This window comes from Cellvibrio sp. PSBB006 (assembly GCF_002162135.1).
Taxonomy (GTDB): Bacteria; Pseudomonadota; Gammaproteobacteria; order Pseudomonadales; family Cellvibrionaceae; genus Cellvibrio.
The window spans coordinates 4,962,419-4,975,085 of record NZ_CP021382.1 but is presented as its reverse complement, the minus strand read 5'-3'; the positions used below and the strand labels follow the sequence as shown (position 1 = coordinate 4,975,085).

General features: G+C 48.0%; 12 protein-coding genes. 1 reads left to right on the top strand and 11 read right to left on the bottom strand.

What is annotated here, in order from left to right; all coding sequences use genetic code 11:
• Positions 1-580: 580 nt before the first annotated feature.
• Genes CBR65_RS20745 through CBR65_RS20705 form a run of 9 tightly spaced genes read right to left on the bottom strand, consistent with a single transcriptional unit; the run spans position 581 to position 9,800 of the window.
• On the bottom strand, positions 581-1,582 hold the full coding sequence (locus tag CBR65_RS20745; RefSeq protein WP_087468632.1) for an AgmX/PglI C-terminal domain-containing protein: 1,002 nt from the start codon (positions 1,580-1,582) through the stop codon (positions 581-583).
• 1 nt (position 1,583) lies between these two features.
• The gene (locus CBR65_RS20740) at positions 1,584-2,132 is read right to left on the bottom strand and encodes a biopolymer transporter ExbD (protein ID WP_087468631.1); all 549 of its coding nucleotides are present in this window, start codon (positions 2,130-2,132) and stop codon (positions 1,584-1,586) included.
• A 17-nt stretch (positions 2,133-2,149) separates the two neighbouring features.
• Positions 2,150-2,653 carry a biopolymer transporter ExbD gene (locus tag CBR65_RS20735; protein ID WP_087468630.1) on the bottom strand — a complete coding sequence of 168 codons (504 nt, stop codon included), beginning with the start codon at positions 2,651-2,653 and terminating at the stop codon, positions 2,150-2,152.
• A gap of 4 nt (positions 2,654-2,657) precedes the next feature.
• Positions 2,658-3,428, bottom strand: a complete 771-nt coding sequence (locus tag CBR65_RS20730; RefSeq protein WP_087468629.1) for a MotA/TolQ/ExbB proton channel family protein — start codon at positions 3,426-3,428, stop codon at positions 2,658-2,660.
• Positions 3,429-3,450: 22 nt separating this feature from the next.
• The gene (locus tag CBR65_RS20725) at positions 3,451-3,750 is read right to left on the bottom strand and encodes a hypothetical protein (RefSeq protein WP_087468628.1); all 300 of its coding nucleotides are present in this window, start codon (positions 3,748-3,750) and stop codon (positions 3,451-3,453) included.
• Between the two features lie 13 nt (positions 3,751-3,763).
• The gene (locus CBR65_RS20720) at positions 3,764-4,519 is read right to left on the bottom strand and encodes a tetratricopeptide repeat protein (RefSeq protein WP_232461266.1); all 756 of its coding nucleotides are present in this window, start codon (positions 4,517-4,519) and stop codon (positions 3,764-3,766) included.
• On the bottom strand, positions 4,506-7,355 hold the full coding sequence (locus CBR65_RS20715) for a tetratricopeptide repeat protein (protein WP_087468627.1): 2,850 nt from the start codon (positions 7,353-7,355) through the stop codon (positions 4,506-4,508). Before CBR65_RS20715 ends, CBR65_RS20720 begins: the two co-directional genes overlap by 14 nt.
• Complete coding sequence (locus CBR65_RS20710; protein WP_232461265.1) at positions 7,355-9,148, bottom strand: lipopolysaccharide assembly protein LapB; 1,794 nt, start codon at positions 9,146-9,148, stop codon at positions 7,355-7,357. Before CBR65_RS20710 ends, CBR65_RS20715 begins: the two co-directional genes overlap by 1 nt.
• A 4-nt stretch (positions 9,149-9,152) precedes the next feature.
• On the bottom strand, positions 9,153-9,800 hold the full coding sequence (locus CBR65_RS20705; protein WP_157672176.1) for an AraC family transcriptional regulator: 648 nt from the start codon (positions 9,798-9,800) through the stop codon (positions 9,153-9,155).
• A gap of 555 nt (positions 9,801-10,355) precedes the next feature.
• Here CBR65_RS20705 and CBR65_RS20700 point away from each other — a divergent pair.
• On the top strand, positions 10,356-10,991 hold the full coding sequence (locus CBR65_RS20700) for an outer membrane beta-barrel domain-containing protein (protein WP_087468625.1): 636 nt from the start codon (positions 10,356-10,358) through the stop codon (positions 10,989-10,991).
• Between the two features lie 226 nt (positions 10,992-11,217).
• On the opposite strand, the gene CBR65_RS20695 is transcribed toward CBR65_RS20700, so the two are convergent.
• Together CBR65_RS20695 and CBR65_RS20690 are read right to left on the bottom strand one after the other, a co-directional pair.
• A complete protein-coding gene (locus tag CBR65_RS20695) occupies positions 11,218-11,802 on the bottom strand; it encodes an outer membrane beta-barrel domain-containing protein (protein WP_232461264.1) in 585 nt (194 codons plus the stop codon).
• A 2-nt stretch (positions 11,803-11,804) separates the two neighbouring features.
• Positions 11,805-12,575, bottom strand: a complete 771-nt coding sequence (locus CBR65_RS20690; protein WP_087468623.1) for an SH3 domain-containing protein — start codon at positions 12,573-12,575, stop codon at positions 11,805-11,807.
• Positions 12,576-12,667 lie beyond the last annotated feature (92 nt).

The window sequence follows — 12,667 nt, the reverse complement described above, 5'->3', positions numbered from 1 at the left end:
GCACCATGATAATTTGTTGTTGCATTGGATTACGGGAAAACCGCAAAGCAGGGATGGTAGTGCTGTCAGCAGTACCCCAAGTCAAGCAATGAATATCCTTTAAAAAGGATTTTGTATTTCCCGGGAGGCTGTTATTGATCAACAACTTTTATCCACAGGATTTTTTTGGACACTGACATGTTGCCAGTAGCGGATTAAGGAAAAAGGTACAGGATCACAATTGCCATAAAATCCATTTATCAGGTTATTCCGGTTTAATTTTTTGTGAACTTAAACACTGGTGAGTATCGGACTTTCTTACAGTTTTTGCGTGAGCTGACGCATGTTTAAAAAGCAGAAATAAACGATTTTTTGGTGGCGATTGATCTTTCAACGACGATGATCTGATATCGACAGGGACAAAGAACATTGCCTCAATGAATAATGCGCCGCTACCAAAATCCCTCAGCAAGAACTAATCGAAATGCTTGATCCATTAGCTTATGAACAAAAAAACCGTTTTGCGTATTTTGCAAACCATCAATAAAAAACCCCTGATCGATTCAGATCGATCAGGGGTTTCAGTCCGAACAAAAATCAATCAGCTCGGCAAGAAAACAAATTTATATTCAATTACTGTGGCAGAGACATCTTTCGCGCCGAAGTTCACCTGCTTGATACGCGCAAGGATACTGTCTTCCAACTCCGCAATACCCAACTCGCTCACCACCAGCTTCAAATTGGAGATACTGCCATTGGGCTCAATCACAATCGAAAACGTGAACTTGCCCGCAAGTTCAGGGTGATCCAGTAACGCGCGCTGATACAGCGTGTACACGCTGCTTTTGGTTTGCTCCAGCGTGCGGCGAATACTTTCCATATCGCGCTTGCCCGATTGACCGGACAAATGACTGTATTGGCTACCGATATTGGAATCACCGCCGACAACACCTTCCACCTCGGTAGACTGGTGTTCCGCCAGGGCAACCAGTTCGCCCTTCATGATTTCTTCATTGACCACGATACCTTCGCTTTTCCTGACGATGTTGTCAGCGCCCAGAACCGAGCGATCACTGGCGGCGACGGTACCACCGGTATTGGTAGATACGTTTTTATTTTGCATCTTGGCAACATCAACAGAACCACGCAGGGATTTTAATTGGCTGGATAACTCCGCCAGTCCCTGTGATTTTGCGATCGATGTTCTGGTGTCGACCGTCGGTGCTTTCGCAACCGCTTTGGGGCGATCATCTACCTTGGGCGTAGGCGTCGGTTTTGGTTCAGCCACCTTGGGCGGCTCCACCGGCACCGGCTTGGGTTTTTCCTGCACAACTGGCGGTGGCGGTGGTGGCGGGACTGGTTTGGGGGGGTCCAGCAAAATCACCGTTTCCACCCGATCTTCATCGGGCACATATTCCTGCTCAATCTGGCTCAACCAGGGAACCAGCAGAAACAGGATCAATAAGGGAATAAGAACTTTTTTGAGGATGTTCTTAAATGCCTTTTCGCGCTCTTCATCTGCATGCCAGGGCAGTTGCAGCTCTAACGCAAATGGCTGCGCGGCAAAAGACTGAGCGGCAAACGGCTGAATATTTGCAGACATGTTAACCTCCAGCCTTTGAAGAAGTATTAGCCGTTGCTCTGGCCGCCATGCCAGCGGCATTCGGTGTTGTAACCACCTGATTAACAGCAAGGGAAATTTCACGGAAATCACTTCCCTGACAGGTGGCCATAACACTTTTCAACAAGGTGTAAGAGACGGTTTTGTCCCCCAGAATTGTCACCGGCAAGCCATTGTGCTTCTCATATCCGGTTAAATCACCCAAGGATTCCTTGTGTGCAGCCAACGCCTGGGTTAAGGCATCGATAGGCTTTTCCGGCGCTTTTAATACGTCGGCCACATCGGCAACGGCTTGATCGCCGATCCAGATTTTATCCTCATCGATCATGATGAATAATTCATTGTGCGGCGTCACACCCGAAATGGAGTCCGGCAGCTCAATAAATTTAGCATTCTCAATTTTCTGGCTTTCACCTGAATTGAGGAGCAAAAAGAACACCAGAATCGTAAAGATGTCCATCAACGCCACAAGATTCAGCTTGGGCACAATTGATGTCTTGGGCTTGGTGTAAAAAATAGTTGATCCAATCATTTTGTCATCAACTCACATCATTTTTTAATGGCATCCCCCAGAGAAATCTCCGGGAAAAGTTCAATTTCCACCACGCTTGTCGCCACAACAGTCTTGTAAGACTTAACGGCGTCCATGGTAAACACCAGGTTCTGATAATCAACGTTTGGGTCAGACAAGACCAACACATCGCGCTTTTCAGGCAGTTGCCGTTTTACTTCCTGCATCACCTGTGAGAGCTGCACATAATCATAGGCATTGCCCTCTTCGGTTTCTTCAAGAGGGATTTCCTTGACCAGCACATTCTCCGGATAGAAAACCTTGAAGCCATCTTCAGCAATACGGATTTCCAATTGCGATTGCTCTGTCTGGCTCACCGCTGGACCGCCGGTCAATTCCGGTAGTTTGACATCCAGCACCGTGATTTGCGTAAACGTCATGCTGAGCAGCAATACTGGCACCAACACGATCATCAAACTCATGAACGAGGTGATCTCAAGTTCTGCCTCATCGGTGCCCTTGTATTGAAATTTAAGGTTCATGGCATCAGGCCTGACTTAATACCGCACCAGCGGGCAACACATCATCAGCCGGCGCTTGTTGTGCGGGAGCAGCCTGTGCCGAAGCAACCGGTACCGAAGTAACCAGAGTTTCCTGCGGGCGCGGTGCGCCGGCTTCAATCAAACGGTGCAGTGTCATGATGTTGAGGAATTTCACCGCCGACATCTGGATACTGGTCACAATAGCTGCAACTTTGTTTTGCAGCACAGCATGCAACACCAACAGTGGAATTGCCGCAATCAAACCGAACGCGGTGGTGTTCATCGCCACAGAGATCGACATGGACAGCAATTGTGATTTTTCAGCAGGGTTTGCATTGGCAACGGCAGTAAAGGCGCTGATCAAACCGATAATAGTTCCCAAAAGACCTAACAGTGTGGCAACGTTTGCCAGCACAGCGAGATAACCCACACGCTTCTCCAGGCGCGGCATGGTTTCCAGCATACCTTCGTTCATGGAGTTCTCGATATCGGCGCGTTGCTTGGATACTTTCATCATATCCAGACCACAGGCAATGATGCGGGTAACCGGTGCCTGGCTTTCACGTGAATACATCTGCATTTTTTCCATGTCTGTTGTGCGCAACAACGGCAGGAAATTTTCGAACGCTTTGATATTGCGGATGCGCTCGCGCGTCAGATAAACCCAACGCTCCAGACTAATTGCCAATCCAAGCGCTAATACCAGAGCGATTGGATACATAAAAAATCCACCGTCCTGAAGGAAGCTGGTTACCATATTGTATAAATCGTTCATGATATCTTCTCTCTGTTAACAATTAATCTGCTGAACCGGCGCTTTCCAGATTCATTTCGTTGTAAATATTCATCGAGTTAAGCAAAACATCCCGGTCGACAACCTGCAGTGTCTGGTCATGCTTGCGCTCCATATTCCACTGCAATTTATCCGGCGTGGTATTTCCTTTCCACGGAATAAAATAACTGATCGCTGGCTGCTCTTTGTCTCCAATAAATGTAGATTCCAACAAAATCGTCGGATCGGCATTTTCGGAGGCTTCCTCCGCCCAAACGGTCGGAACCACAGACAACAATACGGCGACAATCAATACGTTTTTCATAGGGTTATTCATTTCACGATAAAGGCTTGGATTCAGCTTTTTGCTTCTCTACTACCAGGCTGATGGGAACACCGGTGCGTTGCTGGATCTCTGCCAACCACTTGGCGACATCCTTATTCTCACCTTGGGTGAGAAATTGGTAAGCCTCCATATGCTTTTGTGCGCGCAGTGGGTGGTTGAGATAAATGTCGTAGAGCACAGCGAGATTCAGATGCGCTTCGGGAAAATCCGGCCACAGGGCAAGGGATTTGGCATAGGTATTCTGTGCATGGAGAAAGTTGCCTTGCATACGCTGTGCTTTTGCCAGCCGCATATAAGCATTCACATTCTTACTGTTAAGCTCTATCGCTTTAGCGTAATGCGTTATCGCCTGATCATATTGTTTTTGCTCAAGCGCCACATCACCCAATCCGATCCATGGGCCAGATAGGCTTTTGTCTTCCTCCGTCAGGGTTTTGAAAAGCTGCTCTGCATGACGATAATTTTTTTGCTTCAACGCCCGCTTGGCATCGATGTATTTAACAATCGATTCCTGCTTTATCTTGCCCCGCTGGGCAAGATAAGGGTTTTCCTTCGGCTCATAAGGCAGATATGCCCCTGCTTCATCTGTCTCGGGAACGGGCAGATATTCCAGAGTCGACACCAGGGTAGCCTCCTGGTTTTCGTCCACCACGAGATTGACTTTTGATCCAGAGGTTGTGGCACAACCTACACTGATCAGCAACCCGCCCGCCAGTAATGTGCATGCAATAACCTTAACGTATTTCATCGCCGTAACTCACCATAATTTCCGTCTTGTTATATCTTGCCGGATTCAGTTTCATCATCTCGGCAAAACTCCGGTCGATCCACTCGTTAAACTTGCCTTCCCATGCGCGATCAATATTGGCCTGATGCAGCTCAATGGCCAGACCATCAAATGGCAACGCCTGCTCTTCAATAATTTCTGCGTAGATAGTTTGCTCATCCGGCGATAACCCGGCCGGTTTGGGTGACGCCCGTAACTCCATAGCAAACTGCTGATATAAGTTCGCAATCTTGAAGCTGGACATGGTGACAAATTCCAGAATGCCGTAATCAGCTGACGACTGATATTGTTTTACAGCACTTTCCAGAGACTTGTTTTTAGCGGGTAAGCTTTTCACCAAAGGTAGATAAAGCTTGTGCGATGAAAATTCAGCCGCGTAGTAATCCCCGTACTTAATGTTTGCCCACGCCCCAAGCCATCGGCTGCGATCCGTGCGTTGAGGGCCGGCTTTCTGGTCGCCCTCGATTAAACGCTTTAACCAAAATAATTGCTTTTCTGTATCGCCCAACTTCTCGTACTGGGTCGCCAGGTGGTAGCGCGCTTCCATTCGGGAAGTAAAGGGTTTTTCGTAAGTAGCATCGTAGCTCTTAAAATGTTCGATTGATGTGGCGTAGTTCTTGTTTTTCTCAAACATTGTTGCCGCCAGGAACAAGGCTTCCCGGCGAACTTCTGCATCGGGATCTTTTTCACTCAGTCCGAGGTAACTTTCAGCGGCCAGCGCCCAGTTTTCATTCTTCTCATAAGCGAATGCCAGCTTACGCGGAAACTCTACCGCCAACTCATGCTCAGGATAAAGTGCAGCCAGTTCTTTCAATTCTGTAATCGCGCGATCCCATTGCTCCAGTTCCAGCAGCATACTGGCCGCGTCAAACTGGGCAGTAACGCGGATGGTGGAATCAGGAGTCAGGGTTTTAATCTTCAGCAATTGCCCGATAGCGGCTTCTTTTTCTCCGCTGTCCACAATACCTTCAGACTTTTTATAAATAGCCGCCGCCAGACGCTCGGAAATCTGGGTATATTCATCACTGGTGCGGTCAACCAACTCACGCTGATTCAGGTAATTGTTTTCCGCATTTTGATAATCACCCAGCTTGAAATGCGAGTGCGCCATAATGCCGTAGGCGGTTTTCTTGAGGGTTCTGTCCAGTTGTGGATTGTTTGCAATCAGACCGCCAGAGACTTCCAGCGCACGCTGGTATTGATCGAGACTAAACAGGTATTCCGCCGCGTTGGTCAGCACCATGGGGGAACGGCTGTCGGTGTGAAAGGTCTTGGCGAATTGCAAACTGCTTTCTACCGCTTGTGCCTGCCATTTCTTCACATCCTGGCTGTCTGCCGGCAGGGTTTCAATGTGCTTTTGGTAAGAAATAATCGCTGCATAACCGGCATTGGCTGCGTGTTTTTCAGCACTTTTTCCTTTTGGACGATAAGCCACGCGCTCGTAGTCTGCCACGGCTTCTGCATAACGCTTGGCGAGGAATAAAGCTTCAGCCTTGAGGAAATAAATCTCATCAATGCGCGCATCATCAGGGAAAGTCGCCACGTATTGCTGATAGAAATCCGCAGCACGATCAAACGACGCAATGGACATTATGGATTTCTCAGCAATCTCTTTGTCGTCGCGGTTCTTTTTCTCGGCAAGCTCAGCAACCAGCTCCTGATAATCCTGACCTTCGTTGTAGTAATGACGCGCAAGCTCATCAAGATAAACCTTGATCGATTGACTTACGTTAGCCGGCATACCACCACGATTACCCTGATAATCCGAATGCAAGCCATAGGCATTGACGTAGGCTTCTTTCTCATCCAGCGCCTTACGTGGGAAACCGCCTTTAATATAGGTATTAATCAGTTTTTCATGCAGCATCGGCGCCTGAACTGAATGGCGATGATTGTTAACAAATAATCTGAAGGCTGTAGCAGAATCTTCATAAAGCTCTTTTTCCAGATAATGCTCGCCGATATCTTCGTAGATCATCCACACATAACTTTTGGTGGCAATCGCCTCCAATGAAGCAATGGTCTCCGCTCCACCGATTCTGTCGAGCGCCAGGGTCATGGAATGCAGGGTATCTTTTACCAACGGCTTTTCAGCTTTACCCAAATTCTCGATGGAAGATTGGTTAATCAGCAACTGATCGAGCACATACGTGAACGCATCAATACTTTTGTTGTACTCGGTTTGCTTGTAGTAGGCCCAGCCCAACATGTAATGGGCATTGATTGCCAGCTTACTTTTATCCAGCTGGGTCACTGCGTGGTAAGACTGCTCGGCGCGCCGATAATCCTGATTGTTGAAGTGGATATCGCCCTTGCGAAAATAGGCTTCGGCGAGATTGGGATAAGTAGGATGACGCGTAGTCAGCTGGGTCAGCATCTTCAGCGCTTCTTCCTGATCACCCTCCATGTCGTAGGCTTTTGCCAATTGATAAAGCACTTCAGCGTTATCAGGTGAATCCGGATATTTATCGAGGATATTGCGGTAGGCTTTAATCGCGTCCACATAATAGCTTTGACGCTGTGCCTGCTGATTTTGATCGTAGACGCCTTCCATCATGTAGACATCGGCAATACGACGCTCAATCTGCTCTTTGAGTTGTTTATCCTCAAATAAGTCCAGCAGTTCCTTGTATTCCGCCCTGACCTCCTGGTGATTGAGCTTCTGGAATTCAATCTCCTCTTCTTTTTCTTTGGGAGTATATTTCAGAGCGCCCAAGGTGTTGCTTTTATTGGAAGCACAACCGAGCGATAGAACCAGCACCCCTACTAAAGGTATCCAGGCTTTCATCGTCTTCATTATTCATCCCCCTGTGCATCAGCACCAACATCGTCTTGTACTGTGGATTTAGCTTTTTCAAGCGACAGCAGTGTCATATCGTACAAACGGGCTTTCGCCAGTTTGGATTGCGCGGCGTAATAGCGCATACGTTCTTCATGTTTATCCAGCTCCACCTTGACGAGACCGCGCATGATGGTTTCAAAGCTTTGAACAAACTTTTCTGTTTCTGCCAGTTGCCGCTCAATTTCGCGGTGCTTTTCGGCAACCATTTTTTTGTAGTAAGCCGGTTGTTCGTAAGGTCTTTTGTAATCCCTGAACTTGGCCACCTTGCCATCCAGCAATTTCAATTCACGCTCAGTGGTTTCGATTAACGCCTTGAGGCGATCCTGGTCTTCTTCATTAAGCGCCAATGAATGCAAGCGTAATTCAGTATTCTGGTCAGAAAATTGTTCGTTTAATTCAGCACTCGTCTTAACCAGCTGTAACACCGAATCGTCAAAGTTTTTCTTTTTATTGGCGTTGTCGAGAATCAACAAATGCTCATTCGCCTGAATTGACCAGTACTTAAGGTTTTCTTCAATCGCGTAAAGATCTGCCAGCTCACGCAGGGTCTCGTGAAACGGATGGCTGGCCATCAGGTCAATCAGAAAGGGCGTGAGCTTCTGGTAGTCAACGGATGGACGCGTGCTATACCAATCACTGTCGTCCATCATGGCATCCAGATTTTTGATAAATTCGCGCGGCACGTCCTGCTTTTCAATAACCCGGCGCGCTTCCGCAATCATTTCAACACCCTCATGAAATTCTTTTTCGGCGATGAGATTACGTTTAAGCGCCTTGCGCGGAGCACCCTCTTGCTCATAGACGTGAGCCAATAACACCTTAGCTTCCTGCACTTCCGGTATGGCAATAGAACGCTCATTCAACAGCTCAAGCGCAGGAATAGCTTGCTGGTATTGTTTCAAATTGATAGCTGCCCAGGCGTAGGACAAGAGCGCACGATTGGAATACAGGCCGGTGGTGCGGATATCTTTCAGGTAAAGCCAGGCCTGCATTAAATTGCCGTGTTGCAAAGCCAATTCTGCCAGGCCATGCCGAGCGCGGTCAGACAATAAAGAAAGCTCTTCACTCACCCCCGCGTAATTCGTCACCGCTTCAAGATTAGCTACTGCGGATTCCAACTTGTTATCCTTCAATTGCAGGATAGCCATGTTGAATAATAAATAAGGGTAGTAAGGATTTTCTTTGGAGACTGCTTTGAATTTATTTTCAGTGTCACCGAGATGATTACCTTCGTGGTTCAACAAGGTAGCCAGGTAGTGGTAATCCGTATGCAGATCGTCAGGCATCTTGCCGCGAATTTGTGCCAGGGATTCACGCGCATTCTGCGCATCAGATTTACTGTAGAACAGCTTGGCCAGATAAAACCATGCGCGGTTTTTCACTTCTTCCGATGCAGAAGAATCCAGCAAGGTATCAAACATGCGTTTTGCTTCATCGGCCATGCCATATGACAGCATCATGCCGCCTTTCAGCACCTGCCCGCGCGGGCTCTTGGCCGTGGCATTATTGATGGCCTGCGCATATTCCTGCTCAATCAGGGCCGAAAAATAATCCTGCTGGAAATAATCAAACAAGATAACGCCATACTCCAGATCCGTCGTGGACTTGTTAACGGAGATAGCGGCAAAGACAGGCTGGGTTACCACAGACAACACTACAAACAACACCAGACACAACATCAACCTGGCCGCAGCGAAAAGCTGTTGCATCGGTCTGTTGACAAGAGTTACTACAACCTTATGTAACATGTGATTACCACTGTTTGATTCCAAAGACTGGTTCTTGTGTAACGCTGTCGTCACTGATGGCGACTTCCAGGTATTCCCCAGCCGGACCCTTCTCAAAATCAATGGTCGACGCGCGTTTGTACGCACGCCCATTTGGCCCTACACCGGTAAAAAATATCGTTGCCGTATGCTGACCTTCATTCAAATTCGTAATATAAAATTTGTGGATGCCGCCGCGAATCAACGCCTGGCGCTGCTTCTCGGAGTAGAGATGCGTAGCCACCAACTTGCCATCCAGCTTGAGTTTGATACTCTCCAACGAAAAGAACTGACCGGAACTCATGGAGACAAAAACGGAATATTTGGTGCTTGAAGGAAAGAGTAATTTTTCCTCCATCAGCCGCAAATCTTTATTAAGATCAATAACCTGCTGCTTCAACTGTTGAATATTTTTGGAAACCCGGTTTACCTCAATACTCGCATCCTGCGTGGCTGCGGAGTCATTCTCGCTCGTGGTATCGGTTTTTTTTCCTGCTGTGGTCGTGGTCCACTTGGGATCGGCAGGCTGCTCGGCAGCGAGCAGCGGCAGAGACATAAACAGCAACGCGGCCATCAGACAGCCCGTCGACATTCTTCTTACCAGATAGTTGTTGGCCATAAGTCGTATACCCATTTCATCCGCTACACACACCAGGGTTTGGCACCAAATATCCAATATACGAGATAAAACAGATCAGACCCGGAGATTTTTTTAAAACTCGAACGCCAGTCACACTTGGTGTTTTGATTTTATGAACTAATCACCAAAAACCTGGTCGCTGCGATTTCGCAGTTGACGAAAAAATAAACGCAGGAAAAATAAAATTCGTTGGAGGGAAAACGACAAAACCGGGATACGCATCGCCCTCAAAGTTTTAACCATATCAAACCACTTCTGTGATGCAGAACAACAAATACCAACATTGGAAGACACTTTACAGCAGCCGACAGACAGCAGGAAATATTTCGCGAATGCACTCCGCCAAACCTTATCAAATTGAAAAACCCATGGCGTAATTATGTGTCAATTCTGCGATCCAACTAACACCAACAGGTTGTTCATTCAGGTGCAAATTCAGGTATAGTTGTCGGCAACATTGGATTTGCATCCCGCTGCGACACAGCGCGGCCGAAGCTAACTCACTGCACATCCAACCTCTATTCCATCATTACCCGCGAGAAAAAGAAGATGTCACGCTCCTTTAAGATTCTGGCTTGTCTTTTGAGCTTGGGGACTGCCGCTCACACCTACGGCAACGACGACAATCAACCCGTCACGGTTATCGATCCAGACAAGAACATGCCAAACATCCAGGCTGCGGCCATTGATACCGAAAAATTTGAATTGGGTGCTTACGTTGGCCTTTTGTCGGTCGAAGACTTCAATACCAACCCGGTAACCGGCATCTCCTTTACCTACCATATCAACCGCAAATTTATTGCCCAGGCAAACTACGGTGTATCGACAGTCGGCAAAGCCGCGTTTGAAGAAGTAGCCGGCGGTAATTTTCTGGCCGACGGTGATTATGATTTTGAATACGTCAACCTGCTTGCCGGATACAACCTGCTGGACGGCCGCTCCTTCCTGGGCAAACGCCACAAATTTAACTCCGCCATCTACCTGTTAGCCGGCGTTGCCGACGTGAGCTTTGCCGCTAACGACAAAACCGGCATGGTGATTGGAGCTAGCTACCGCGCCGTTATAACCGACTGGATGACAATCAACCTGGACCTGCGCGACACCATCGTTGACCGGGAATTTTTGGGTGATAATAAAAAGACCAACAACACCGAAATGTTGATTGGTGTAAATGCGTTATTTTAGAAACTCGACGCTCGCACAATGCAAGTTTGGTATCAGGCACTAGGGTTCGAAACCCTCAAGTCATGGATGACTTGCGGGAGCTACAGGGATGATTCATTCACCACATCCCTGTGGTTCACCCTTCGGGCAGCTTCGCTGTGCAAATTGGCTGTCCTGCCAATTTGTTATGCGTTTTCGAACCCTAGTGCCTGATACCAAACGGATAACAAAGCACAAACCCACCACATCAAAACAAAAATTTCACACCAGAAGATATCTGCGCAGCACCCACAGTGCGTTTCTCATCAGACACCAACGTCGACCGGTAAATATAATCCCGGAAATCAAAGTGCAACCCAATACGACGGGTCAGCGCAACCTGATAACCAATCCCCACCGTATACGTCAGACTGGACTCCCCACCAAACTCCGTATCACCCACACCACCCACCACATAAAGGCTCGACAGATTCGCCTTAGGTGGCGAAGGGAAAAACTCCCCCTGAAACAAGTTATAACCAATCAATAAGTCGTAATGCTTAAATGTCCGGTCATCGCCATCAAACAATTTACCCTGATTGTTTTCATAGGACGAAGCCGATACATCCGTTTGCAGGTAATTGTACTGAATAAAAAAATCTTCCGACGCACGGAAGGTAGCACTGATACCCGGCACAAACTCGCTGCCAAAATCCTCAATATTGATGATGCCGGCAAAAACACCCAACTCAAACACTTCGTTATTGATGTCCGAGATATCAGTCGTTACCGACTCATCCGCAAAAACTGCCGGCGCAATGCACATAGCAGCAGCCAGGGTTGCAGCCTTCATCTTTAAAAGAACGAATTGAAACCTATTGTCCATGCTTCTAGACTCACATTGTTATCATCAGTGGAAACGGAGTAAGAGCGATACTCGCCCTTGAACAGAAAGTTTCTGCCCAGGTAGTAATTAAACCCCAGACCATAATGATTAAAGTCTGAGTCATCGATTTGCAGCGGCACCAGCTTGGGTTGCGAATCAATCTTCATCACACCGCGCCCAATCAATACCGTAGGAGATATACGCCAATCCGAGAAAGGCTCCACCACCAGATTCGCACCGTAGAAATCACCCTTGATATCCGTACCAAAAATTTTTCCCGCCTCCAGCTCAACACCCAGCCACCCCAACGGGCGGTAGCCAACCGTTGCACTGAACAATTCGCTGCTTTGCAATTCCCCACTGGAAAATTGCCCGGTATTAAAACCGGCACGCCAACTGTTCTTCAGGTAATCACCATAGCTGACGGTGGGTAGATCGGCAGGCTCGCCGGTGGTTTGGATCGTGCGGGAAATTTGTGCGGCCGTGGTCCAGCCGGTTTTGCCGTCCTGGGTGCGCACCTCATACCAGCCCGGGCGCCGGGTGATCACGTCAACCCGCTCTCCCTGCTCGATGACATAGAACACCGGATAACCGCGTCCCGGTCCACTGTGCATCTCAACATAGGGATCAATCACTTCAAGCCATAACGGTTCTTTAGCAGAGTCAGCAGAGTCCGCCAATGCTTGCGTTGCGCCCAGAACCCCAAAGGAAAGGCCCACTAACATCATTAACAATCGCATTCGAACTCCCTACTTTTATCTTTCATCAAGGGTGCTGAACCAGAAGCCCAAGGCTCCACGTAGCGGGGCATTCTACGCCATTATGCGCAGCG